The sequence below is a fragment of the Massilia forsythiae genome, from assembly GCF_012849555.1.
Taxonomy (GTDB): Bacteria; Pseudomonadota; Gammaproteobacteria; order Burkholderiales; family Burkholderiaceae_D; genus Telluria; species Telluria forsythiae.
In genome coordinates, this window is record NZ_CP051686.1 from 80033 (window position 1) to 104489 (window position 24457).

Genomic DNA, 24457 nt, shown 5'->3' on the forward strand with positions numbered 1-24457 from the left:
AGGAACGATGCAATGTATTTGAATATCACCGGAATGACCTGCGACTCGTGCGCGACACATGTCAAGGACGCCCTGGAGAAAGTGCCGGGCGTGCTGTCGGCGCTCGTGTCCTACCCGAAAGGCTCCGCGCAACTCGCCACCGATCCCGGCACCTCGCCAGAGGCGCTGACCGCCGCTGTGGCCGGCCTCGGCTACAAGGCCACACCCGCCGATGCCCCATCCACTTCAGCGCGGGGCAGACTGCTTGGCAAGGCGCTGGGATGGCTGGGCGGTGGCGACAAGGCTGGTGGTGATGGGGACGGACTGCACGTCGCCGTTATTGGCAGCGGCGGAGCCGCGATGGCGGCGGCGCTGAAGGCCGTCGAGCAAGGTGCGAACGTCACGCTGATCGAGCGCGGCACCATCGGCGGTACTTGCGTCAATGTCGGCTGCGTGCCGTCCAAGATCATGATCCGCGCTGCCCATATCGCCCATTTGCGCCGTGAAAGCCCATTCGACAGTGGCATCGCGGCGACTGTGCCTGCGATTGATCGCAGCAAACTACTGGCCCAGCAGCAGGCGCGCGTCGATGAGCTGCGCCACGCCAAGTACGAAGGCATCCTGGACAGCAACCCGGCCATCACCGTGCTGCATGGTGAAGCGCGTTTCAAGGACGACCAGAGCCTTGCCGTCCGTTTAAACGATGGCGGCGAGCGTGTGGTGGCGTTCGACCGCTGCCTGGTCGCCACGGGTGCCAGCCCGGCCGTGCCGCCGATTCCGGGCCTGAAAGAGTCACCCTACTGGACTTCCACCGAGGCCCTGGTCAGCGACACCATTCCCGAGCGCCTGGCCGTGATCGGCTCGTCTGTGGTGGCGCTGGAACTGGCGCAAGCCTTTGCCCGGCTGGGCAGCAAAGTGACGATCCTGGCACGCAGCACGCTGTTCTTCCGCGAAGACCCGGCCATCGGCGAGGCCGTTACAGCCGCGTTCCGTGCCGAAGGGATCAAGGTATTGGAACACACGCAAGCCAGCCAGGTCGCGCATGTGGACGGCGAATTCGTGCTGACCACCGGGTACGGTGAAATACGCGCCGACCAGCTGCTGGTCGCCACTGGCAGGGCACCGAACACGCGCAGCCTGGCATTGGAAGCGGCGGGAGTCGCTGCCAATGCGCAGGGGGCCATCGTCATCGACAAGGGCATGCGCACCAGTACGCCACACATTTATGCGGCTGGCGACTGCACCGACCAGCCTCAGTTCGTCTATGTGGCGGCAGCGGCCGGCACCCGTGCTGCGATCAACATGACTGGCGGCGATGCGGCCCTGGACCTGACCGCAATGCCGGCCGTGGTGTTCACCGACCCGCAGGTCGCCACCGTGGGCTACAGCGAGGCGGAAGCACATCACGACGGGATCGAGACCGACAGTCGCACCTTGACCTTGGACAACGTGCCGCGTGCGCTTGCCAACTTCGACACACGCGGGTTCATCAAGCTGGTCATCGAGGAAGGTAGCGGACGGCTCATCGGCGTGCAAGCGGTGGCCCCGGAAGCGGGTGAACTGATCCAGACGGCGGTGCTCGCCATTCGCAACCGTATGACCGTGCAGGAACTGGCCGACCAATTGTTCCCCTACCTGACCATGGTCGAAGGGCTGAAGCTCGCGGCGCAGACCTTCAGCAAGGACGTGAAGCAGCTTTCGTGCTGCGCCGGATGAGGAAAAGGAGGTGTTCAATGAGCGCCTACACAGTGTCCCGGCTGGCCCTTGATGCCGGGGTGAGCGTGCATATCGTGCGCGACTACCTGCTGCGCGGATTGCTACGGCCGGTCGCGTGCACCACGGGCGGCTACGGCTTGTTCGATGACACCGCGTTGCAACGGCTGCGCTTTGTACGGGCTGCCTTCGAAGCGGGTATCGGCCTGGACGCACTGGCGCGGCTGTGCCGGGCGCTGGATGCTGCGGACGGTGACGGTGCGTCTGCGCAGCTTGCCGTGTTGCGGCAACTCGTCGAGCGTCGGCGCGAGGCCCTGGCCAGCCTCGAAATGCAACTGGCCGCCATGCCAACCGAACCGGCACAGCACGCGGAGAGTCTGCCATGAACAGCCCAGAGCACTTGCCGTCTGAGACGCACAAACCGATCACCGGCTACTTGTGGGGCGCGCTGGCCGTGCTCACCTGTCCCTGCCATTTGCCGATTCTCGCCATTGTGCTAGCCGGCACGACGGCCGGCGCGTTCATCGGGGAGCACTGGGGTATTGCAGCCCTCACGCTGACCGGCTTGTTTGTCCTGTCTGTGACGCGGCTGCTGCGGGCCTTCAAGGGAAGATCATGACCGCTTCCCAGCCAGCCGAGAGTGGGCAGCTTTGAGCTTCGCTACCAATCTGGAGGAGTACCACCATGAACGCAAACGCCCCGAACACTGCCAGTTGCACCACCTGCTGCGTATGCTGCAAAGAAATTCCGCTCGATGCCGCCTTCACCCCGGAAGGCGCGGAATACGTCGAACATTTCTGCGGGCTGGATTGCTATGAACGCTTCCAGGCACGCGCCAAGGCCGCGACAGAATCTGACATTGCGCCTGTCCCTGGCGGTTCGCAGCCGTCAGATTGAGGCATACCCTAACCTTATGTCAGGATAGCTTGAATAGATCAGTCCGAATAGGGTGCAAATCCTAATTTCTTGACAGGTGCCGCAAAGGGTCATAGAGTTGCCCTGACACTTTCGCCACCTGGAGACGCATCTTGCACGGTCAACGCATCGGCTACATCCGAGTCAGCAGTTTCGACCAAAACCCAGAACGCCAACTCGATCACGTCCAGGTCGATAAGCAGTTCATCGACAAGGCATCGGGTAAAGATACTTTGCGGCCGCAGCTCGATGCCCTGTTGTCGTTCGCGCGCGAGGGCGATACGGTGGTGGTGCACAGCATGGATCGCCTGGCCCGCAACCTGGACGACCTGCGTCGCTTGGTGCACCAGCTCACCAGGCGAGGCATCCGCATCGAGTTCGTGAACGAGTGCCTGACCTTCACTGGCGAGGACTCGCCGATGGCGAACCTGCTGCTATCGGTGATGGGGGCTTTCGCCGAATTCGAGCGGGCGCTGATCCGCGAGCGGCAGCGAGAGGGGATTGCGCTGGCCAAACAGCGCGGCGCATACCGTGGCCGCAAAAAAGCACTGGTGGATGACCAAGTTGTCGAGCTGCGCCGCCGCGCCGGTGCCGGCGAGCCGAAGGCCACGCTGGCTCGAGAGTTCGGCATCAGTCGGGAGACCCTGTACCAATACCTCAAAGCTGTACCTCAGACCCCAGAGGCTTAGCGCCCGATTTTTTCCTTTTTCCCTGGTCACCCCAGTGTCGCAAAAAGCTAGTTTTTTTAGATTGAGGGTTGGTGTTGACAGACTACCTTTCAACATCGTTTCTTGGTTGATCCTAAAGAGGTTCAATGCTAGGTTCGTAGCAAGACATAAAGCGACTGAAGGAGCATAAATGAAAGAATTCTTCCACTATACAAAAGAACTTCTGGTGCGGGATTTCCGCGCCCAGTTCGCGCCGATTTTAGCGATCCGCAACTTTATTATTCACTACGCCTACAATCGTTCGGCGGACTAAATTTTCCAAGTCGCCAGGGCGAGGCCCTGGCGATAAAACGACAACGGCCCTTTCGTAAGATTGGGCCGTTTGTTTTTCTACACTACGGTTCTTTAAGCTTACTTGGTAAGTTCTTATCTCGGCCGTATAGGCCAAACCACAAATGAAACTAACGCACAAATAAAGAAACCAAACTCACCCTCCAGACACGCCGCGGACTATTCACGCCCTGCCCGTCGCCTGGCCGCCCGCCATCGGGTGCTGAAAGAGCTAAGAGAACGAAAAGAACAGAGAGAGCAGAAAGAGTCCCCCCGGGCCCGGCACCGGCGGACAGCGGCAGCGGAATTACCCCTTGGGTCTACAACAGGTTGCATGTCCGTTAGTTTCATTTATGGTATCATGGGGGACACTTTACCCCTTCAAAAACCCTGCTGGATGGCGCCTTCGGCGCCGGCCACCTGGCCACTAATTCCGGCGAAAAACGCGAGGTGCACATGCTTGACCCGAAACGATGGGACGCCAATCCGGTAGCCTCGTTCACGGCCTTCGTCAAGACCGCCGAATTTGCCCAGACTAGCCGCCGCCTGGGCGAAGCCGAACCGGCGCCAGTGTCCTCGAAGTCCGCCGCCATCTACGGCTTCATGTTCAGCAAGTTCGCGAATTGGCTGGCGGGCGAGAAGCGGCCATTCTCCCAAGTGGGCGAACAGGACCTGGTACGCTTCGTCAGCCAGCTGCGCCGGCGCGGAGAGCAGAACAGCGACATCACCGTGCGATACCTGCGCCTGCTCGAGCGGTGCTACACCCACCTGAAAATCGCGCCGAACCCGGCGACGTCGGCGACCAAGCTGGCCAGCGAGAATCGGTACCTAGCGAAGAACGAGGGCACCGAGGCACTGGAGCAGGACCAGGTCGACGCGTTCGTTGCCGCCCTGCCCTCCTTCGACCAGCCGGGCCCGAACCGAGCTGGCCGGCTTCCGAAAGGCTGGAAGCGCCGCCGCGACCACGCCGCTCAGGCCTCGATGCTGTTCGGTGGGCTGCGCGTGGCCGAGGTGATCGGCCTGCACATCGACGAGGTGGACGACGCGTTCAACCACGGCCCGATCCGCCTGCAGATCAATCCAGAGGACAAACACGATACGAGCTACGAACACGATACCGTGGTCTACGACTATGGCGCCGACGCGCTGCGCCGATGGTTGGTGGAGCGGCTGGCCGAAGATGCGAAGGGCAACCGGATCCTCGCCGGTGACCTCGTGTTCCCAGGCGACCATACCGGCAAGCCGATGTCGAAAGTGACGCTCTGGCGACAAGTACAGGCGACATTCGTCCGTGCCGGGCTCGACGTCAACCGCGCCGGCGGCCGCACCTTGCGCAACACGTTCGCAGCCCGAGAATTGAAGAACGGCCGCACGAAGGCCGACGTGAAAGAATACCTGGGCCTGGCCCTTGAGCGGTCGACCGAGCTGTATGAAACCGCGAAACCGAGGAAGAAGAAGTCGAATGAAGCTGTCTGAAATCACGCGCATCCTGGCCGAAGCGTCGCTGCCCCCGTCTCGCGCGACCAGCTGCTCGAACTGGCGGGCACGCACGCCGGCAAGCAATTCCAGGCCGCGCTGCTGGACTTCGCCGGCGGCGACGGTCAGCGGCGGGACGAGATCGAGGCGACGGTGCGCGTGCTCGATCCGGCCGTCCGCGACACGCTGCGCCGTCTCGGCAGCACCTCGACGGTCGACCAGGTCGTGGCCGCGGCGTGCCGCGAGCAGCGCCGCTTCTTCGACGCACTCGACGCGATCGCGCAGCGCACGCCACGCGCCGGAGCCGCGCGGCACTACTTGGCTGAGCTGGGTATGGTGCCGGTGGCGCCGGCACCGCGGTCGAACGTGGACAGCGCCGCGCCATACTACAGTTTTAAAATCGTCGGTACCGGCGCTGCCCTCTGCATCGCCGAGGCGCAGACCCGGGCGACGAGGCAGTACACGGTGAACGTCGAAGGCGCTGTCGCGCTTGCGGGCGCCGGGCCGAAGGCGTTTGACTGGCCCAACAAGATCGTGATCCAGCTGACGGTTCAGGAGGCCTATCAGACCCTGGCCCTGCTCGAAAACAAGCTCCCGGCTGTCAAGTTCGATGGCCACGGTCCGAAGCATGACAAGTCGCTGCACATCGAGTTCCAGCAGTCGCACTACTTTGCGCGTGTCTTCCAACGCGGCCGCCAGGCTGTGGCAGTCCCGATCCGTCCTGTTGAGTCGATCCCCTTCAAATCCCTGCTCTATAAGCAGTTGCTTCGCAACGAAAGCCATCTTCGCATCGAGGACATAAAGGCGATGCTCGATCAGATGGCTGCGATGGCATCTGCACGGTAGTGATACCGCAGCCGTTCAAAACCTCCGCTGCTGTGCATCTTGGTCGACATGGCGATGCAGTTTGCGAATACGCGCGTTTTTTCGATAGGACTCGCCCAAAAATGGCTTTGGCGCGATGCTACATTCCATCTTCCGTTCTTTCGCACCACGTCGTGTAGAAGTTCTACCCGACATTAGATGGCGCGAGCACTCGTTAGGTTTCGTCGCAACATCATTAGGATCAGGGTAGATTCTGTCGTGTTTTTCGTTGCAATGTTCCCTCGACGATTGTATGATGCCTGAACATCAATCATTGGGGGCTTTATGTCGATGCGAGAATTTACTGGTATGAAAGCGCGCATGGCGCAGGAACTGTGCGGCTTCTCCGGGTCGCCAAAGGCCTTCCGTGAGCGTTTCGCCGTTGCCAACCAAGGCCAGTACCATCGCATCTATACCCCGGAAGATATCCGCCGGATTCGCATGACGATGCTTTCGCTCCCGCTTGATACAGTGCGTTCCAAATCCCTCCCACCGATACTTAACTTCCGCATGGCCAAAGGCGGGACAGGCAAGACGACCATCAGCGGAAATATCGCGTCGGCCTTGGCGATGATGGGCCACAAGGTTCTGATGATCGACGGCGATCCTCAAGCTTCTTTGACGGGCCTTTTCGGGATCGACTGGGTTTCAGAAAAGATCGTGCACGTCGGCGAGCTGATGCGTCGCAACGAGCGTAAAGAGCCAGTCGATATTCAGAACGCGGTTTGGCCGATCTACCAGGGCGGCATGCTCGACATTATCCCGTCGGACATCACCCTTGCTGACATTGATGGTTGGCTGATGGGAGCAACCAGCCGCGAGTTCGTTTTCTCTCGCCTCCTGGAGAAGAATGTAGATTTCTTCTCCCAGTACGATGTGATCGTGATCGACTCGGCACCGTCGACGTCCTTGCTGACCAACACGCTGATGACCGCATGCAGAAAGTTACTTGCTGTCGTGGTTCCAGAAGGTCCGAGCACGAAGGCGTTGGAGATCCTCGAATCGAATATCCATGAGTTGAATACCGCATTCAGTAAGTCTGGCCTCAATCTCGACTTCCACGTGATCGTGAATCGGTACAACCAAACGAAGAAGCCGCACAACGATGAACTGTCCAATCTCGTTTCGAAATACCCGAATCAGCTGAACGACACCGTCGTTCGCGACTTTATCGGATTCGTACGGCAGACCGACTCGTTCGACGAAAAGAACAATGGCCCGGTTCTGGAGAAGGAGCCGAACTCAGTAGGCGCTCGTGACGTGCTGGATCTTACGAAGTCGCTCATCCGAATTTTTCAAATCAAGCTGGCCGATGTGAATAGCGTTGCGCCGCTCGCGGGCGTTGGGAGGGCAGCATGAGCGGCAAACGCGGGCCGATCAAGGTGAGTGGCCTTGTCGCATCTGGCAAGGTACACGTCAGGGAATCGACCGACGGCGGCGACGAGTCTGCTAAGTCCGATACGCCGGCGACGCCGACCGCGAATGGACCGGCGTCGCCGGTTGCGACGGTGACGGACGTATCGTCGAACGGACCTGCTGCAAACCAGCCAGCGGCGGGCGCTGGGGCCGACGAGCTTTCCGATACCGCGGTTGCTGGCCAGTCCCCTGTTAGCGAAGATGGAACGGCAGCTTCGGTTGTGGCATCGCCGGACTTACCGTCGAATGGCCCTGTTGCGGACCAGCCAGCTGTAGACAAGCAAGCGTCAGCCGAACATCCCGCAGCGCTCAGTTCCCATTCACCCCCCATTGCCGACACTGGAGAGCCGCCCTCGCCTGACCTTCCATTGACGCCTGGCGCGCAAGCGGTCCGTCAAGCGCACCCGATTACGCAACGGATCTTGCTCGCCCTGGTTGATGACTCTCCGTATCAACCGCGCAAAGAATACGATCCGGAGCTGATAGACGCCCTTGCGACGACGATGAATACGGCCGGCCATGCTGAGCCAATCCGCGTTCGCAAGAAGGCCGACGGCCGGTACGAGCTTATCGCCGGCCACCGTAGGAAGCGTGCAGCCCTAAGCCTCGGCTGGACTGAAATCGATGCTTTCGTCGAAGAGAAAGACGATAAACAAGCACAAGTCCACACCATGCTCGCTGCTATCGGCAGCCATGGTTTGTCCGACTTCGAGCTGGCGGATTTGCTCCGGATCGCTGTGGACCAGAAACTGGTAACGAACCAGCGTCAACTCGCCGCGTGGTCTGGCCTCAATCTGTCCAAGGTCAATGGCTGCCTACAGATGCTCCAACTGCCGCCGAGTATTTTGGCGTACCTGCATCGTAAGCCCAGCCTGTTCGGCTATGAGACATCGCGCGTGATCCTCAGCCTGGTCAAGGAATATCCGAACAATCTGCCCGAGATCGAGCGTGGTGTCGAGCGTATTGCCGATGGAAAGCCTCAGAACACGCTCAAAGGTTGGGTACTTCAGGCGATCAAAGGTCGTCCGCAGGACAACCCGGATCGTAGCCTTATCACCAGCTCTGGCAAGCTTATTTTCACCACCAAGCGCGACCCGTCTGAGCGAGCAGTGTTGGTGAATTGCAAATCGCCAGATGTCGATATGGAAGCGTTTGAGAAGAAGCTGCAGGCTTGGCTAGAGGAACAGGCCTCGTCGGTCGCAGTCCCCTCAGACGCGTCCGATAGCGCAGTCCAGGCCGGGAGCAATTGAAGTGAAACGTGCTTTGATCGACGAATGCCGGCGCCGGCACATCGCGGGTGACAGGGAGGGCTATACCCCCCTGTATAACCGTTATGTGTCTGCATTGTGTACTCGTTCCAGCCTGCCGATCGCAGGCTCGTTTTGTTTAGAATCGAAACACCACCGTAGCGGCGAAGAGCGTTTCGATTCTAAACAGAATGTAGGGAATCAGCATTTCTGTTTAGATTCTAAACAGAATAGCGATTCTTTTTTGCGCCAAGTCAAGCGTTTAGATTCTAAACAGGTTGCTTTTTCACCAGCCCGACGCTGGGCCAACTGTGCGAAGCGTAAAGGAGTGATGCTCATGAAGAGCTAAAAACAAAAAACCCCAGCCGAGAGCTGGGGTTTTTCTTTCTAGTCCCGGTTAGGTGGACCAGATGAAGCCTGAGAACCCTCATCTTACCCCCCCCTTAGCCGGCAGTCAAACACTTTTACGGTGCCCGGCACCGTAGGGGCTGCTATGTTTTTGTATTTTTTGTATCCGACCAACTCGGAGGGACCGTCACACCCAAAAAGTGGCTTTACAGGTACGTTTACGGGAGGTTCGGCATGCTGAACCTTACTTATAACGAAATGCTGAGCGCCTATGATGATTATCCGGCACCCATCAGGCCTTACCTGCTCCGAGCCGAAACGCATCCGCTCTTACGCGAGAAGCTGACGAAATCGTTTATGCGAGCGTTTATCGACCTGCTGTCCAGAGCGAACATCGCAAACCCAGCGCGGCCGATCTGGGTTCGCATGGACACCACAGCAAGGCGTTTAGGAATCAGCGCCAAAACCGTGTCCAGGGCCATTGCGCTCATGACGGAAAACGCATGGCTCAGGCCGAGCGAACACCATGACGGCCGTAACTGGCAAGGCAAATACGCCGGCAGGGAATTCATCCTTTCTGCCGAGCTGCGAAAGATCGTGGGCTTGCCGATCGACGTCGCCCCTCTTCCTCCTCCCAGCGGCCCAGAAGCGGCCACAGACGGCTCTATGGGTGCAACTTGCACTAATCCTGCTGTCGAGCCCTCACGACCGGGATCAAGCGCCCAGGTCGAGTCGTCCGACGGTGTCGAGAAGTCCGAAGGAGCAGAGGAAGGGTCCGGAACTGCTGTGGATAAGTCGCCAAGTGAGCGGACAGAAATGTCCGACGGCCTAGCGAGTTTTCCACAGAAACCGGCTGAAAACCCGGGTGAGCAGACCAAAATGTCCGACGGCTATATAGGTGTTAACAACGTCTTTCTAAAAAAAGAAGCCTCTCTTAAAAGCGAGGCCTTCATCATTGAAACCCAAGGCGAAAAGACGATTCGCATTCCAGCTGACCTGGCGGAGATGCACACGGTATTTGGAATCAGCGGTAAAGGCATCTGCGGTCTAATGCGCTTGGCCAAAGAAAAATGCCAACGTCTACAAGACGTTTGGAAAGCCAAGAAAGACCAGCTCGCTAAGGCAGGCGCGACTGGTGGTAGAGCCGTCCTGTATTTGCGTCGCCTAATGTCTTGCGGGGAAGACTTTGCATACATCGCTCGCAACATGATTCCCAGTCCACCAGTCACAACTGAACCTGTGCCAGCCAGTGACGCTCCGGTACAAAGATCGCATGCTTCTGGTGAGCGGCCGGATGCTCGTAAGCCGAGCAGCGGGTCAGATCTGATCGATCATCTCAACCTCTTGGAGTTTGGCAAGACGTGTGCGTTTAGGAAGTTCAGGCATGTCAGCAATGGTATGACCGTGCGTTTTTACGACGGTAGCGCGGACGTAAGCCGCGGCAGTACATACGAGGTCTACGCCGGCGGCATGTTGGTTGGCCTTTATCGCGGCGTCTATCGAGGCAATCTTGTGGAGGTGAAAGAATAACGAAAATGGTTAAGTTTCCCGTGGAAAACCCAGCTTGCATAAGTCCTTGGCCGATGTCCATCTGAGGAATGGTCATGAAAATTTTCACGTGCCTACATACCCTCCGCGTACATCGCGGGTTGAAAGATCGCTTGTTTCGAATCTAAACAGCGGCACAACGATTTGCTTCTGTCCTAGCTGCCTATTGCGTTGGCTTAGACGTACACTCTCCGCTGTAAGCGCATAGGTCCTCGTCTTCGCGAACTAATCCGATCGAACAGATTTATGTTTAGATTCTAAACACCAGCGCGACTATGCGATGGCGAGAACGAAACGCCTGGGCGTTAGCGAGGCCAGGGGGGCATAAGCCGAAACGTTGTTTAGATTCGAAACAAGCATCTCGGCCAGGTAGTGGAAAAGTTGTTGAGGTCTCGCGCGACAACTTTCACCGCGAGCCCTAGTGCCACGCCGGTTCCGGTGCAGGTGTTTAGAATCTAAACACGATGCGCCAAGCACAGCAGCGTTTAGAATCTAAACAAGGCATAGATTAGTCAGGCAGGATGTTTGCGAGGGTCAACTTGGTTTAAAGCCATGTCCTCGAATCCGCTAGGCCCTAGAGGTTAGTGAGGTCACTGTTTAGATTCTAAACAACGGGCAAGATCGAACGCCGAGAAAGGTGATAACGTCCCCGTAGCAGCTCACCTTTCGAAAAAGCCGGACCCAGGCACTTATCGCTACATGAAAAAAAAGACGACCAGAAGGTCGTCTTTTACGAGGCAGATAAGCGTTATTTTCCCCCGGCCAGGCCGCGTAGGTTCGTCATTAGTTCCGACTGTCCCTGCGCCTCCGATGCCACAGAGCCACTATTGCCCGATGCTGCACTCGCGTTTGGGACAAGCTCGCTGGTCTGCACAACCGTCCCTGCTGCTGCTTCGGGACTGGCGCGAGAAACCGCACCACCGGGCTGGACTGGCGCCACAGGTTCTGGACTGCCTACATCCACCTGGCCAAGTTCAGTTCGCATATCCCAAACCCGCCCGCCGAAACGGAGTACCGTGCCATCCAGCGTAAAGCCCGCCAACTCGGCAGCGAATCCGAGCTCGACAAGGCGACGCAGCTCCGCACTCTTGTCTAGGTTCGGTAGCTCAAGCCTCTGGATCACACGTGCCCCGACGGGCGTCGCGCGCAGAGTTACTTTTACGTTGCTTGAAGTCGGGGGCGTTGCCATTCAAAAGCTCCTTACGGGTTTAGTGCGACCGTGCTGGAGCGCGATGCCTTGGAGACGTCCTCTTTCGGCATGGCCCGCTCAGCTTGGGAAACGACGAACATACCATACTTCCACATACCTCTTGCATTGGCGAACTCCGGATCTTTCGCAATGATCCTTCGTCCCTTGTAAACGCTCGCAAATGCGTCCTCGCCAAGAGCGGACACAATCAGAGCTGCGCCACCGCCAACGAACAGTATCGCGCCCAGGTCGGAGCCATCACCGACTTTTGAAACGAAGAAGTTCTGTACCTCTGCAAGGAAGTCTCGGCATGCAGCTTCGACGATATGGCTTACGTCTTTGAATTCGCCGAACAGTTCGAAGCGTTTCGTACGGCACGCCTCTTCGACATAGGGGGTGGGCGGGTTCGCGTTCAGCTGGAACTCCGCCTTGATGCGCTCACCGACCTTGTCGAGCAGGTTGAGTACACCGATGTTTTCCGTACCGCTGCGGTGCGGATATACCGACCTGGCGTTCTCGGAGATCACAACGATATCGGTCGTCTTGCCGCCGACGTCGACGACGCCGATCGGGCGCCGCGCAATCAGCTCTTCTATATACGCATCGAGCGTACCGTCCGGCTGGATGAGCGCATCGTAGAACGCCGCAATGCCCTCGCTGAGCACACCTTGTTTCACGATCTTTGCGATCCCAGGGCCGGCACCAATACGCTGAACCGACATCGCGAGATTTTTCATTTTGCTGCCGATCATTTCCTCGTTCGGTGCACCGTTACGGTAGTACTGGTCGACCGGCAGGCCGGTCACCAAGTAGATCGGGGTGTCCGCCAGGCCGCAAGAGGAAAGCGCATGATTGACCAACACCCGGTTGAGCGAGGACAAGGCGTAGTTTTCCATGCGCGTGTCCAGGGAGCGCAGCAGGCCCTGCCCGTCCGCGATGGTGAAGCGCTGATCGTCGGTCGCATATGCGCCGCCAACGCCACCGTGGCGCCCAAGTGCCATCACCTGCTCCAGGCCTTGGACGGCCCGGGATTTGTGATAGCCGTATTGGAATTCCTTCGTCGCCGGATCCCAGCCAATGCAGGTCTTCACTGTATCGTGTCCATCGTCCTGCCCCACTACGCGCAGAGTTTCAGCCAGAGTGTTATTGCCCATATCGATCCCTCGTATCAAATTGCCCCCCGCAGGCCCCTGCAGCGGGGGTTCAGTTAGATTCACTGCCTGCTTACTTTACATCAACGCAAAGCTCAAAGCAAGGTCAAACGCGGCCATATAGGGACTGAAAAGGCCAAAAAGGGCCATTTCAAGAGCGGAAATATCCAAAATGCAGACACCATTGGGTCAGATAGGCCATATTTGACCCCATATGGGTCTTATTGCATCGTTCACCCAAGTAGTTGCGGTTCTCGACGGATAAGGCAAAAAAAAACCCGGCTGCTAGAGGCGGCCGGGTTTGGAAACTAACTTCCACTGAAGGGCAGGGCGCCTGTCGCGCCCAGCCTTTCATTACTGCTTCGTGTCCGGTCGAACCGGCTCTTCATCCTTCTTGTTGAACGCGGCCAACAGCAGCACGACCTGCAGGCCGAACACCAAGTCCTCTGCTAGCGTCGAACGGGTGTACCACGACATCGGCATTGCCACGGGCGTGCAGGTCAGGCCTACCACATGCTCGCACTGGACAGGCGCATACATCTCCTCCTGCTTCTCATTGTGCAGGTACAGCGTCAGCAGAAACTGCCCGGCAAACGCAACGGCAATTGCCCACGACCGGTGACCGCCAGTCTTCTTGACGAATTTGTCGACCAGGACGGGCAGGAACAGTGCAATGCCGCTGACGTACCACAGCTTGTCGATAATCCAGAAGCCCACGGCCAGGTTCTCCGAATGCGGCATGAACCCCGGCAGCGGCAGCGCCAGGAAAATGGCGTTGACGAGCAGGAATACGGTCATGACGGCCGCGATTGCGACCTGTTCATTCCTTTCGGAATTTTGAAGGATGAGTGCGCCAGCGAAAAACGTCATCATCAGGAAGAGGAAGCCGAATTGCGGTGGCCCACCGGCGACAAGGTAGAGCAGGGCGGTCACGACGTAGGCCCAGGCCCACTTTTTCACGTCGGGAAGGCGGTTTTTGGTAGGGATAGTGACGTGGTCACCGAGGGTTTGTTTTTTGAACATGATTTGTTTTCCAAATTAGGCTTGAGGGAACAGCTTGTGTTTGAAGCGCCGATGCAAAAGCCACGCAACGACCACTTCATTAGTGTGTAGCAACCGAACACCCGAAAAAGTTATTCCGGGCGGGAATGCCGAACTTTTTGCTTTTTAGAGCGAAAAAGATTCGCCGCCAGCGGCAGTGTTGCTAAAAGAAGAAACGAGCTGGCAGGATCGTCACGAATACTTCTGCCTTGTGTAGCACCCGCGATATCGGATTGGTGTATGCCCAACCGTGGGTATCCGCAGTTCGAAAGACAGTCATCGGCAAGCCAGTCTCGTCTGCTGCGCGCATCGCCCCGAGGCGTGCTGCAAGCAGGGGCACCTCGCAGCTGTAGACCGACGCAGCGCGGCTGGTATATGCGGCGAAGCTGCTCTCGAAATCGGGTAGGCCAGGGCGGGGCAGATTCGTGGATTGTTGTTGCGTTAACGCTTGTTGGACGTGCATGTGTGCTCCTTATTGCCGAAAACCGGCGTGGTGAAAGAGCGGAGCCGCATTCGGCTTGCGACATCGGTATGTCGGAAACCGTAGAGAAGGGGAGGGCGACTGCCAAAAGATCGAGGCAGCGCGTGAGTAAGGCGCCGGCAGCGCCCAGACCAGGGATTTCCGGTCTGGGCATGCTTGCGAGTTGGTGTATCAGGACCCAGCCAATCCAGAGCTGGAAGCATCCTGCGGTTCGACACAGCGGAGCAGCATGTGCGTCGCTACGTCCTCGATGAGTTGGCGGATCGGGCGGGGCCCGTCCGGCTCCTTGTCGGGATCGTGGCCGACATTCTGGACGTACCACCGGCAGAGACCGGCGCGGCCGTCGGTTTCGAGCACCAGCAGCGGATCGTCGAGCTGGACGTCGCAGATCCCGATGATCAGATCTTCGGTATCGGGTTCGGTAGGGATATGGGTTCCACCTTCGTCTGTTACCAGGGCGAAGAGGCCAGGAGCGTCCGGTTCGATTAGGCGCCAGGCCATGCAGCCGCCGCCCGTATGGTAGACCTCGAGGCGATCGCCTTCGGCAGGTTGAGAGTGCGCTTCTGGAAGCGAATTGTTCGTCACGGTAGTTCTCCTAATTGCCGGCAGCCGGCGTTAAAAAGGAGAGAGCTGGGACGGTCCCACTCTTGGTATCGGCAGATAGCAGGAGTAGGGGAGGGGCAAGAAAAGCCCAGAGACGGTGCCGCGGAGCGACATCGAAGTATTGCACTTTTCTTTCTCACCTGCAAGAGAGGTGCTACCCAAGCGCGACGGCGTCGAGCTTTTGATATGCGGAGGGAGGCGTCGCGCTGGATCGACCGCATGTGGAAGGACCAGCCAGCGCGACACTATGCACAATTTCAGTGGATAACGTTGCTTTTCGGATAGGGGGAATGCAGCAGGCATGCGGGTTCCATCGGCCTGCGCAAGAACTGAGCACCTGCACTGCAGAAGACAAACTCGACATTACTTAATGAATTGTCGAGTTGACAATTATTTGATCAAGGGAACAAGGTGCGTAGTCGCGATGCTGTATCGACTACGTCTGCGACTTCGGATTCGGTAACGTCCAAGTTTCCGTCCGGCGTGCCGTTACGAAGAGTGCCCCCAGCGTCCCATTTCGCGTTGATAACCCCGGCCGGCGCGTGAATCGTACCGACCAGCAGATCGTCATCTGTTGGGTCGATCCCATCGATATTTGCTGGCCATCCCGCTTTCGTCTGGGTGTCGATATTCTTGATCAGTAAGACTGCCATATTATTCGTCCTTTCGAAAGTGACCGCTTGCGGCGTACGATGCCCCATGTGATGGCTGAGAATTGTAGCAGGACAGGCCCACTGCCGTAGCCGCGGTTTGCGCCCATGGTCGAGCAGCTGGCGAACACCACCGTAGCCGGGTTTTCCGCCTACGGATTGCAGATCAAGCCTATTCCTTCGCGCCTCGCTTTCCACCGTTCACCATAGGGCCTTTGCGGTTGTAGTAGTCTTCCGCAGCCTCAGCTATTCGCTTCTCTTTCGCTTTCACGTAGATCGCCGTCGTGGAGGCGCTTGCATGGCCTAATATGTCCTGCGCAACCTGCAGCGGCATCCCCTCGTCAACCGCCTGGGTGCCGAACGTATGCCTGAATGCGTGCGGTGAGGTGTCCTCCAGCTGGGCCAGATCTTCCGGGGTAAGAAGCGGCGCCTCGCCTGGCGTAGCGATGGCCACGTGCTTCTGCACGCGCTGCAGCGCGGCTGCCACCATGTTGTAGATCGAGCTGGAGTTATAGCCGTTCGTGCTGCCTGTTTCATGTCGGGCTCGGGCGGTTTCGGTACCCGGCACCACCACCGGCGCCACCAGCGGAAGGTCATCCGGCTGCGAATCAAAGTCCAAGCCGCGATCCCGCCAGTGAGCACGTAGGGCCTCGATCGTGCGCGGGCTTACCGGGACTCTACGCATCTTGCTTCGCTTCCCCAGAACGATGAGCATCCAGACCCCAGCCGCGTGCCGGCTCGGCTTCAAGTTGTGGCGGCGTGCCCCAGCTGCCTCGGCGCGGCGTAAGCCGGAGTCCCCCATTAGCAGGATGCTTGCCAGCGCCACCCGGTCCTGCCGATTTACTGGCGTCAGGCCTCGTTCGGATAGCACGGCCACCACAGTGTCCCAGGCATTTGTACTGAGCGCCCGGTCAATCTGCATACCTTCAACTTGCTCGGTGACGATCGGATCTTTTACGGCAATCCATGGATTCCCGGCCAGATAGCGAACCTTGACGAGCCAGTCGAACATGGCCCTCAGCACCCGCACTGCATACTTTTGAGATTCCGCGTCCATAGGCTCCAGCGCAAACGGTCGCCAGCGCTTGCTGGTCTTTACCGTGCGTTTGCCGCGGAACTCTGGAAGGGGAGCGCGCAGGAAGTGTTTGTAAAGCTCGCAGTCGTCCACTAGGAGCGACGACATCGGCTTACAGGCGACAAGCGCACACCAGAGGATGAATCGCTCCAATTCCTTGCGATAAGCCCGTTCAGTGCTGTCCTGACCCTTGTAGCGGTTCAGGTAAGCGTTGACCGCCTCGAGGTCGTTCCGTGCGGAGATAAAGCAGAACGCGGGCGCTCGGTTAACGCCATCGGTACCGGACAGCCAGGTCGGCAGCTGGAAGGTGCCGAGTGGTGCCACTTCGCGCCGCCTTGTCGTGTCCAGCACCGGCAGCAGGTCGAGGTTGTCAGCCGCGGCCGGGTGCGTAAGCCCGAGGTCGATTTCCCCCAGCTGGTCGGGCCATTGGTGCAGCCATCGCATGATTGCGCCAGCGCGCCCGGCACCAATGCGCGGTATCGAGCGCCACCATCCCGGGCCCCGGCGCAGAATGAGGTCGACCAGGTCACCAAGGGTCTTGATCCCCTCATCTTTTAGGGACCGGGCAGTTTTCGGCCGGAACAACTGCGCCACAGGCTGCGCACGGCTCGGCGTCGGCTTAGGCAGGTCGGCCGCCGTGATGAGAATGTCGAGCGCTTTTTTCGTGATCGCGCCACCTTGCCGCGCACCCTTCAGGATTTCGGCGAAGGCTGGGTTGTGTTCGATCGCGCGCTCGATGAGGGCGTTCCGCATGTCGATCAGCCAGCGTTCCAGGCCTTGCTCGACTTGGGGGCTGTCCTCGGTGTAGTACAGGTCGGCTATACGCTGGACTGGAATCTTCTGCACATAGGCGCGTAGGGCCGTGTAATCGGTGCGGTTGAAGGCTAGTTCAGGTAAGGCGACGTCGGTGTGCTGCGTCATCGAGCGCCTCCAGCACCAGGCAGCGCGGGAAGCTTTGGAAGAGGAAAGGAAACGGCGCGATCGGGTTCGTGAGAATGGTTGAGTCGATTCATGAAGTCAGGCTTTCGAACTTTATTTTCGGCAACGAAAACTGCCGAGACACCCTATCCTAAAGCTGTTTCACGACCAAAACAAGCAAAAACGCTTACATGATAATATGACTTATCATGTAAGGGTGGTCGTCCGATGAAGTAAAAGTGGGACTGTTCATTAAGTAAAAATGAGACTTCTTGAACAAATGAAGTAAAAGTGGAACTGTTGACGCATTGCATGTAGGCGTTCGTTAAGGCAGATGCGTCGCTGGTTCATCGCTGCGGCAAGCGTGTCTTATCGCGCAGCTCGACGGAGCGTCAGTTCAATTCGAACTTCTCTGTCATTAAGCGAACTGAGAGTTAGAACAACAAACCGGCGTCGGCTCCCCCTGCTGGCTTAGCCGGGGAAGGCCGTCTGCCTATCAGGCATGGATTTGACATTATGGGAATAATGTCTGATCTTCATTAATGCCTCTTCCGTTCCGTCCTTAGACACTGGATTCGCCTTAGACGACTATACCTCGAGCCGGCCTGGACATTCCAGCATCAATGGAGCAGGACTAATTGATGCCATGCTTGCTCATGCAATCCTGATCAACCGCCCGTCCGGGGCCGTGCTGGATAAGTCATCCTCTTTTCGGTCTGGCTCGTGGCGCAGCATCAACCAAATTCATGCGCGTGGTCCTCAAGCTTGCGCCGCACCCGCCTGCTTGCCGTCGTGCGGCACAAAGCCAGAAAGCCCAGGAGCCTGGTCGACAGCACCTTGTTCCTGTGGTGAATGATGAAGAAGTTGCGCTTGAGGGCGGGCAGCGAGGTCCGTACCACTACCAGCCGACCGCTCGCGACGAAATCCTCGACCACGAGCCGGGACAGGCAGGCCAGCCCCAGTCCATGCGCGGCCGCATGCTTGATCGCCTCCGCGTTGCTGAATTCGCCTGCCGAGCGCAAGCTGTGCAGGTGAGGGACGAGCGCCTGCTCGACCGCCTCACGGGTTCCCGAACCGGGTTCGCGTAGTAGCCAGCCGGCGTTGCGTAAGGCCTGCAAGGACACGGTCCCGTCGCTGGCGGCACCGTCGGTAAGCAGCGGGTGGCCGGGGGCGGCAACCACCACAAGGTCGTCTGCTATCCACGGTTCGACCTGTAGCTGCAGGTCATGACATGGCCCCTCCACCAAGCCTAGATCCAGCTCGAAATTCGCGACCGCCGTTGCGATGTCGGACGTATTTGCAATGGTGACGCGAGGCGGGCCCTGGGGCGACGCGGCGAATGCCTCCGCCAGTATCGCCGGCAACAGGTAGATGCCGATCGTCGTGCTGGCTCCGAGATGCAGGCCGAGGCCTGTCAAGCTGTTCTGCTCGGCGAACTGGCGTTCGATCGTCGTCGCTGCGTCCAGCATCTGGCGCGCCTAGGGCAGCAACAGGCGGCCGTTGTCGTTGATGAGCAGGCGCTTGCCGACCCGGTCGAACAGCTGGACGTCGAGCATCGCCTCGAGCTCGTTGAGGGCTGCACTGGTCGCGGATTGCGACAAGGCCACCTGGTGAGACGCTGCCGTGGTGCTGCCCGATCCAGCGATGGCGAGGAAGATCTGAAGCTGGCGAAGGGAGAGGCGCATCGTTGGCGGGCGTCGAGTTGTGCTGACGCCCAATTATATTGAAACCACGCCGCTTGCCAAAACGCTGCGCATTTCCCTATTGCTTCAGAACGAAATCGGCCAGCGCACGCAATTCCTCGGGCTTGAGCTGGGGGAAGGGCGGCATCGCAGCCTGTCCCCATTTGTCCGAACTGCCGCCATGGATGCTTTTTTCAAGGAGGGCTTGCGCCCCGGGATTGCCGCGGTATTTTGCGGCCACCTCATGGTAAGCCGGTCCGACGATCTTCTTGTCGATTGCATGGCAGGCCAGACAGTTGTTGGAAGCGAGCAGCGCTTGTACGTCGAGCCCCTTTCCCGCCGCCGGCTTCGTAGCGCCCGATGCCCACGCGAGCCTGAGTTCTGCCGGCAAATCGGCTTCCTTCGCGCTGCCATAGGTCACCGCGAGATAGGCGCCGATGACCTTGACGTCGTCATCGGTGAGCGGGGCGCCATACATGTGCTGCATCTTGCCGACTTCGCCGGTCCATTGGACTAGGGTCATGCCTGGCGGCTGGTACTTGATGTAATCGGCGGAATGACAGGTAGCGCATTTCTGCGTGGCGATGACATAGCCGGGCAGGCGCGACGACTTGAGCTGCGCTGTCTCGGCAGGAAGCTTGAGTGTATGAACTTCGGCGTACGCCGGCGCGGCCATGCCTGCAACGAGCAGGAAAACAGGCAAGAAGGATTCGATTCGTTTCATGGGCGCCTCCTCAGGCGATGGTCACGGGGTAGGATTCGATCACATGGCGGCGATAGCCCCCCGGGTTCCAGGTCGGGTCCGCCGGCTGCACTTCGCCGGCACGGTTGGTGGCCCTTACCATCAGGACAGTCTGGCCGCGTGCGGCGAAGCTTACCGGCAGGCGCCACTCGCGGAACGAATAACGCCCGAGGTCGGCGCCGAGTTCCGCCGCCCGCCAGGTCTTGCCGCCATCGATCGAAACATCCACGGCCTTGATGCCCGCGCCGCCGTCGAAAGCGATACCCTTGAGCTGGACCGTACGGCCGGCGGGCAGCACGCCGCCGCTGGTGACGCTGGTGATAAAACTGCGCACCGGCAGGGTCGAGATCGGCCTGGTCCTGGACGGCGTGGTGCCGGGTGCCACGCACAGGCAGTCATTGTCTGGCACGCGATAGGCCGTCGTCATGAACAAGGCATCGTGGCCTTCGAAAGGCTTGTCGAGCACCTCGATTTCGGACAAGTGCTTGACCCAGTAAGTGCCGAAATAGCCGGGAACGATCAGCTTCAGAGGATAGCCGTTCAGGTAAGGGATGTCCTGGCCGTTCATGCTCCAGGCCAGGAGTACGTCGTGGCCAAGCGCGTGTTCGATGTCCAGCGTTTTCCTGAAATCGGAGGTCGACGGCAGCACAGGCTGGTCCAGGCCGTTGAACATCACTTGTCGTGCATTGGCGCCGACGCCGGCCTTTTCCAGCACTGTCTTGAGCGGCACCCCGACCCAGCGCGCATTGCCCATGGCGCCGTTTGCCAACTGGGCACCGAAGACGCGCGGCGACGAGAACCCGCGGCTGTTGCCGGAGCACTGGTTGACAGCCACGACTTCGACAGGCTCTCCCAGCGCCTTGAGTTCGGAAAGCGACAAGCTCAGGCTGCGCTTTACCGCACCCTTGACCTCGAGCCGGTAGGTCTCAGGATCGATCGACATCGGCAGGTTCGCCAGATGGTAGCGCACGAAGAACGCGTCATTGGGCGTGATCGCCCCGTTGTTGAAGACCTCGAACGGTGTTTCGAGGTGCGGCGGACGGGTCGTGACGCGGATCAAGGGACGCTTTTGCGGATAACTGACCAGTTCGCGCGGGCCATCGGCAAACGAGACCCCGTCGTCCTTGGCGATGGCGGCAAGGCTGGCGCCCGGGGCGGCGGCCAACCCAGCGGCAATGAAACCAGTGTGCCGAATGAAACGGCGGCGTCCCTCGAAAGGGCGCGCGCTATCGTGGGGACCTGCAGGTTTGGCGGTGTCGTCGCCTGATCTTCTTGTCATGGCTGTTGTCTCCTGTGATTGACCGGGCGCCGGGTTCCCGGCGTGATGGTCAGCCTAATATACGTCGCATTATTATTTCTACAAAATTGCTGGATAAATTAAAAGTCGGAATTCAACCTGATATTTTGGTAAATTCCGTACCGAGGATGACAATTTACGGAGGTCAGTCCAGCAGATGCCGAATGGCGTCGCGCTCCTGCACCAATTCATCGACTGCCGCCTGCAGTTTTTCGCGCGCGAAGGTATTGATGTCCAGGCCACGGATCCGATTTGCCTGGCGCCCGTCGCAGACGACCGGCACGCCGAAGAAGATGCCTTCCGGGATGCCATACCCGCCGTCCGACGGCAGCGCCATCGAGACCCAGCGCCCGCCGCTGCCCCTCACCCAATCGCGTACGTGGTCGATCGCGGCATTGGCCGCCGATGCAGCGGACGACTGGCCGCGTGCTTCGATGATGGCTGTGCCGCGCTGGGCCACCGTCGGGATGAACACTTCTCGGTTCCAGCGCTCGTCGCGCAGCGCGAACGAGGCAGATTGGCCATCGACGAGGGCGAAGCGGTAATCGGCATACATGGTGGGCGAGTGGTTGCCCCAGACTATCAATTGCGAAATACTGTCGACACTCTTGTCCAGATGTAGCGCCAGCATGGCCTGGGCGCGGTTGTGGTCAAGCCGGATCATCGCGCTGAAGCAGGATGGATCGAGGTCCGGCGCCGCGTGCATGGCGATCAGTGCATTCGTGTTGGCAGGATTGCCGACGACAAGTACCTTGACTTCACGCTTGGCGACCGCGTTCAGGGCGCGTCCCTGCTTGGCGAAGATCCCTGCATTGGCGGCAAGCAAATCCTTGCGTTCCATACCTTTGCTGCGCGGCTGTGCGCCGACAAGAATGGCGATGTCGGCGTCGCGGAAGGCGACTTCCGGATTGTCGGTCACCAGGACTTCCTGCAGCAGTGGAAACGCGCAGTCTTGCAACTCCATGTCGATACCACGCATGGCGCCCAGGGCATGTGGCAGGTCGAGCAACTGGAGAATGACAGGCTGATCGGGGCCGAGCAGGTCACCGTTGGCGATACGGAAAAGCAAGGCATAGCCGATCTGGCCTGCGGCGCCGGTAACTGCAATGCGAGTCGGGGTTTTCATGTGCGCTCCAATAGTGTTGAGTGAAAGTTACAACTTCAGTGTATTGAGCCGGGAACTAGCTGTAAAACGAATAAAATGAGTATTATCAAGCTAAATATCAGCTTGATTTTCTTGCTGTCCGTCGTGTTTCATGAATTAGGCATTTCGATTTAAGCTACGGTTGCCAGCGCATGCTGCGCGCTATATTCAAAATTGGAGAGCCATGTCTTTCAGCGAAATCATCGCCACCTCGTCGGGTCTCAAGCCTTTAAGGCAATTGAGCAGTCCGATTGAAGCAATCAGGCAATTCACACCGAATTGGTTCGCCGTGACGATGGGTACCGGTATTCTCGCGCTCGCGCTCGCACAATTCCCTTATGCCGTTTTCGGGCTGCATCAGCTTGCCGAAGGCCTTTGGCTGCTCAACATCCTGCTGTTCGTCGTGTTCGCCGCGATGTACGGCGCGCGCTGGCTGTTGTTCTTCGACGAGGCAAAGCAAGTCTTCGGGCACGCGACGGTATCGATGTTCTTCGGCACCATCCCGATGGGTCTGGCGACGATCATCAACGGTTTCCTGGGGTTCGGCGTGGCGCGCTGGGGGCAGGCCGCGGTCGCGGTAGCGCAATGCCTGTGGTGGATCGACGTCGCCATGGCGCTGGCCTGCGGCGTACTGATTCCGTACCTGATGTTCACCCGCCAGCAACACAGCATCGACCAGATGACTGCGGTGTGGCTGCTGCCCGTGGTCGCAGCCGAAGTGGCGGCCGCCAGCGCAGGCCTGCTCGTGCCGCACCTGCAGGACAGCGCGGCGCGCTTCACGGTGCTCCTTACGGGTTATGTGCTCTGGGCTTATTCGGTGCCCGTTGCACTCAGCATCCTCGCGATCCTGCTGCTGCGCATGGCGCTGCACAAGCTGCCGCACGAAAGCATGGCGGCATCGAGCTGGCTGGCCCTGGGCCCGGTGGGTACAGGCTCCCTAGGCATGCTGGTGCTCGGTGCGGATGCGCCTGCGACGTTCGCCCTGTTCGGCATGGAAGAGGTCGGCCGGGTCGCATACGGCCTGGGGGTCGTGAGCGCACTGCTCCTGTGGGGGCTGGGCCTGTGGTGGATGCTGCTCGCGACACTGATCACCTGCCGCTATTTCCGGAGCGCGGTACCCTTCAACCTTGGCTGGTGGGGGTATACATTTCCGCTCGGCGTATTTGCCGTGACCACGCTGCGGCTTGCCAATGTATTCGATTCGCTGTTCTTCGACATCGCCGGCGCGCTGCTCGTAGCGGTGCTGGCCATGCTGTGGCTGGTGGTCGCGTGGCGCACGGCGAATGGCGCCTACCAGGGCAAGCTGTTCGTCTCGCCTTGTATTGCTTCGCTGCAGCGCCCGTGAGCTTAGGTGGTACGGCGCCAGGCGCCGGCAACCCCGCGCGCCTGCGCCAGCGTGTCCACGATCTGCCGCGCTACGTGAGGGCCGGCGCAGACAGCGAGCGGACTCGGATGTGGCATCGACAGCACCTGGATATCGGGCCGGCTGGCGCGGATGGACGCTTCGGCGCGCCTGGCCGTGCGTCCCGCGCACACCACGACGCGCAGCTCCGGCAAGAATCCGAGGACGTCGTCGAGCAGCGCGATGCCGGCGCGGATGTCGCCGGCGCGCAGCTGCATCGGTGGGCCATCGACCGGCGGCAGCCAGGGAACCGTGTTCCAGATCACCGTCTCTTCGCGCGCCACGCAGGCCTGCGCCAGGAAGAGCTTGAGGTTGCGCTGCGCCGGACCGGGATTGTCGCGCGACACGAAACGCGGCCGCATCGCCTGGCGCGCCGGCGCTTCCAGCAGGACCAGGATGCGGGCGAAGGTGCCGCCATCGCGCGGATCGAACCACGGCATCTCGCGCATGCCGCCGGCGTGGCTTTCGACCCAGCGGTTGAGCGCAGCCACTGGCGCGGTATGGCGTTCGAGGTAGCGGCGCGTAACTTCCTCCGGGTCGTCGAGATTGCGTTCCTGCGCTTGCCCGGTCATGGCAGG

General features: G+C 59.5%; 21 protein-coding genes and 2 pseudogenes. 12 read left to right on the forward strand and 11 right to left on the reverse strand.

Annotation, left to right across the window (positions count from 1 at the left end; translation table 11 throughout):
* Positions 1–12 precede the first annotated feature (12 nt).
* From merA to HH212_RS26750, 11 genes and pseudogenes are all read left to right on the forward strand, one after another.
* Entirely contained in the window at positions 13–1695 is a 1683-nt protein-coding gene (merA, locus tag HH212_RS26700; protein ID WP_003055149.1) for a mercury(II) reductase, read from the forward strand.
* Positions 1696–1712: 17 nt separating this feature from the next.
* Complete coding sequence (merD, locus tag HH212_RS26705) at positions 1713–2078, forward strand: mercury resistance co-regulator MerD (protein ID WP_001277463.1); 366 nt, start codon at positions 1713–1715, stop codon at positions 2076–2078.
* On the forward strand, positions 2075–2311 hold the full coding sequence (merE, locus tag HH212_RS26710; protein ID WP_001087807.1) for a broad-spectrum mercury transporter MerE: 237 nt from the start codon (positions 2075–2077) through the stop codon (positions 2309–2311). Before merD ends, merE begins: the two co-directional genes overlap by 4 nt.
* Positions 2312–2361: 50 nt before the next feature.
* A pseudogene (locus HH212_RS26720) lies at positions 2362–2589 on the forward strand (DUF3330 domain-containing protein); the annotation flags it as partial.
* 131 nt (positions 2590–2720) lie between these two features.
* The gene (locus HH212_RS26725; RefSeq protein ID WP_170205759.1) at positions 2721–3296 is read left to right on the forward strand and encodes a recombinase family protein; all 576 of its coding nucleotides are present in this window, start codon (positions 2721–2723) and stop codon (positions 3294–3296) included.
* Positions 3297–3465: 169 nt separating this feature from the next.
* On the forward strand, positions 3466–3588 hold the full coding sequence (locus HH212_RS27640) for a hypothetical protein (protein WP_255487033.1): 123 nt from the start codon (positions 3466–3468) through the stop codon (positions 3586–3588).
* Between the two features lie 473 nt (positions 3589–4061).
* Complete coding sequence (locus HH212_RS26730; protein WP_170205760.1) at positions 4062–5081, forward strand: tyrosine-type recombinase/integrase; 1020 nt, start codon at positions 4062–4064, stop codon at positions 5079–5081.
* A gap of 153 nt (positions 5082–5234) precedes the next feature.
* Positions 5235–5927, forward strand: a complete 693-nt coding sequence (locus HH212_RS26735; RefSeq protein WP_170205761.1) for a hypothetical protein — start codon at positions 5235–5237, stop codon at positions 5925–5927.
* Positions 5928–6266: 339 nt separating this feature from the next.
* Positions 6267–7304 carry a ParA family protein gene (locus HH212_RS26740; RefSeq protein ID WP_170205762.1) on the forward strand — a complete coding sequence of 346 codons (1038 nt, stop codon included), beginning with the start codon at positions 6267–6269 and terminating at the stop codon, positions 7302–7304.
* The gene (locus HH212_RS26745; RefSeq protein ID WP_170205763.1) at positions 7301–8611 is read left to right on the forward strand and encodes a ParB/RepB/Spo0J family partition protein; all 1311 of its coding nucleotides are present in this window, start codon (positions 7301–7303) and stop codon (positions 8609–8611) included. Before HH212_RS26740 ends, HH212_RS26745 begins: the two co-directional genes overlap by 4 nt.
* A 579-nt stretch (positions 8612–9190) precedes the next feature.
* Complete coding sequence (locus HH212_RS26750) at positions 9191–10486, forward strand: hypothetical protein (RefSeq protein ID WP_170205764.1); 1296 nt, start codon at positions 9191–9193, stop codon at positions 10484–10486.
* Between the two features lie 1218 nt (positions 10487–11704).
* Here the strand turns inward: HH212_RS26750 and parM are convergent.
* The 10 genes and pseudogenes from parM to HH212_RS26800 all read right to left on the reverse strand — a co-directional run bounded on the left by parM (position 11705) and on the right by HH212_RS26800 (position 22459).
* Entirely contained in the window at positions 11705–12847 is a 1143-nt protein-coding gene (gene parM, locus HH212_RS26755; protein WP_170205765.1) for a ParM/StbA family protein, read from the reverse strand.
* Positions 12848–13198: 351 nt separating this feature from the next.
* Positions 13199–13867 (reverse strand): hypothetical protein, encoded by a 669-nt coding sequence (locus HH212_RS26760; RefSeq protein WP_170205766.1) that lies wholly within the window; start codon positions 13865–13867, stop codon positions 13199–13201.
* Between the two features lie 181 nt (positions 13868–14048).
* A complete protein-coding gene (locus HH212_RS26765) occupies positions 14049–14348 on the reverse strand; it encodes a hypothetical protein (protein ID WP_170205767.1) in 300 nt (99 codons plus the stop codon).
* 189 nt (positions 14349–14537) lie between these two features.
* Entirely contained in the window at positions 14538–14951 is a 414-nt protein-coding gene (locus HH212_RS26770; RefSeq protein WP_170205768.1) for a hypothetical protein, read from the reverse strand.
* A 416-nt stretch (positions 14952–15367) separates the two neighbouring features.
* On the reverse strand, positions 15368–15622 hold the full coding sequence (locus HH212_RS26775; RefSeq protein WP_170205769.1) for a hypothetical protein: 255 nt from the start codon (positions 15620–15622) through the stop codon (positions 15368–15370).
* A gap of 169 nt (positions 15623–15791) precedes the next feature.
* Positions 15792–17615, reverse strand: coding sequence for a site-specific integrase (locus tag HH212_RS26780; RefSeq protein ID WP_170205770.1), 1824 nt, complete (start codon positions 17613–17615; stop codon positions 15792–15794).
* Between the two features lie 731 nt (positions 17616–18346).
* Positions 18347–19297: pseudogene (locus tag HH212_RS26785) on the reverse strand (LysR family transcriptional regulator).
* Between the two features lie 76 nt (positions 19298–19373).
* Positions 19374–20018, reverse strand: a complete 645-nt coding sequence (sorB, locus tag HH212_RS26790; RefSeq protein ID WP_145646839.1) for a SorB family sulfite dehydrogenase c-type cytochrome subunit — start codon at positions 20016–20018, stop codon at positions 19374–19376.
* Between the two features lie 10 nt (positions 20019–20028).
* Positions 20029–21315: a SorA family sulfite dehydrogenase catalytic subunit gene (sorA, locus tag HH212_RS26795; RefSeq protein WP_141839169.1), complete on the reverse strand. Its 1287-nt coding sequence runs from the start codon at positions 21313–21315 to the stop codon at positions 20029–20031.
* A 163-nt stretch (positions 21316–21478) separates the two neighbouring features.
* Positions 21479–22459 (reverse strand): malate dehydrogenase, encoded by a 981-nt coding sequence (locus HH212_RS26800; RefSeq protein WP_141839167.1) that lies wholly within the window; start codon positions 22457–22459, stop codon positions 21479–21481.
* A 202-nt stretch (positions 22460–22661) separates the two neighbouring features.
* On the opposite strand from HH212_RS26800, the gene HH212_RS26805 reads away from it, so the two are divergent.
* A complete protein-coding gene (locus tag HH212_RS26805) occupies positions 22662–23822 on the forward strand; it encodes a TDT family transporter (protein ID WP_145646837.1) in 1161 nt (386 codons plus the stop codon).
* Between the two features lie 2 nt (positions 23823–23824).
* On the opposite strand, the gene HH212_RS26810 is transcribed toward HH212_RS26805, so the two are convergent.
* Positions 23825–24451, reverse strand: coding sequence for a uracil-DNA glycosylase (locus HH212_RS26810; RefSeq protein WP_170205771.1), 627 nt, complete (start codon positions 24449–24451; stop codon positions 23825–23827).
* Positions 24452–24457 lie beyond the last annotated feature (6 nt).

Excerpts from the sequence above, each read along its gene's own strand:
- HH212_RS26765 (WP_170205767.1), bottom strand. The coding sequence starts at position 14,348 with ATGCACGTCCAACAAGCGTTAACGCAACAACAATCCACGAATCTGCCC.
- HH212_RS26800 (WP_141839167.1), bottom strand. The coding sequence starts at position 22,459 with ATGAAAACCCCGACTCGCATTGCAGTTACCGGCGCCGCAGGCCAGATC.
- HH212_RS26745 (WP_170205763.1), top strand. The coding sequence starts at position 7,301 with ATGAGCGGCAAACGCGGGCCGATCAAGGTGAGTGGCCTTGTCGCATCT.
- HH212_RS26810 (WP_170205771.1), bottom strand. The coding sequence starts at position 24,451 with ATGACCGGGCAAGCGCAGGAACGCAATCTCGACGACCCGGAGGAAGTT.
- HH212_RS26805 (WP_145646837.1), top strand. The coding sequence starts at position 22,662 with ATGTCTTTCAGCGAAATCATCGCCACCTCGTCGGGTCTCAAGCCTTTA.
- sorA (WP_141839169.1), bottom strand. The coding sequence starts at position 21,315 with ATGACAAGAAGATCAGGCGACGACACCGCCAAACCTGCAGGTCCCCAC.
- merA (WP_003055149.1), top strand. The coding sequence starts at position 13 with ATGTATTTGAATATCACCGGAATGACCTGCGACTCGTGCGCGACACAT.
- merD (WP_001277463.1), top strand. The coding sequence starts at position 1,713 with ATGAGCGCCTACACAGTGTCCCGGCTGGCCCTTGATGCCGGGGTGAGC.
- HH212_RS26730 (WP_170205760.1), top strand. The coding sequence starts at position 4,062 with ATGCTTGACCCGAAACGATGGGACGCCAATCCGGTAGCCTCGTTCACG.
- parM (WP_170205765.1), bottom strand. The coding sequence starts at position 12,847 with ATGGGCAATAACACTCTGGCTGAAACTCTGCGCGTAGTGGGGCAGGAC.
- HH212_RS26775 (WP_170205769.1), bottom strand. The coding sequence starts at position 15,622 with ATGGCAGTCTTACTGATCAAGAATATCGACACCCAGACGAAAGCGGGA.
- merE (WP_001087807.1), top strand. The coding sequence starts at position 2,075 with ATGAACAGCCCAGAGCACTTGCCGTCTGAGACGCACAAACCGATCACC.
- HH212_RS26740 (WP_170205762.1), top strand. The coding sequence starts at position 6,267 with ATGGCGCAGGAACTGTGCGGCTTCTCCGGGTCGCCAAAGGCCTTCCGT.
- HH212_RS26780 (WP_170205770.1), bottom strand. The coding sequence starts at position 17,615 with ATGACGCAGCACACCGACGTCGCCTTACCTGAACTAGCCTTCAACCGC.
- HH212_RS26760 (WP_170205766.1), bottom strand. The coding sequence starts at position 13,867 with ATGTTCAAAAAACAAACCCTCGGTGACCACGTCACTATCCCTACCAAA.
- HH212_RS27640 (WP_255487033.1), top strand. The coding sequence starts at position 3,466 with ATGAAAGAATTCTTCCACTATACAAAAGAACTTCTGGTGCGGGATTTC.
- HH212_RS26750 (WP_170205764.1), top strand. The coding sequence starts at position 9,191 with ATGCTGAACCTTACTTATAACGAAATGCTGAGCGCCTATGATGATTAT.
- sorB (WP_145646839.1), bottom strand. The coding sequence starts at position 20,018 with ATGAAACGAATCGAATCCTTCTTGCCTGTTTTCCTGCTCGTTGCAGGC.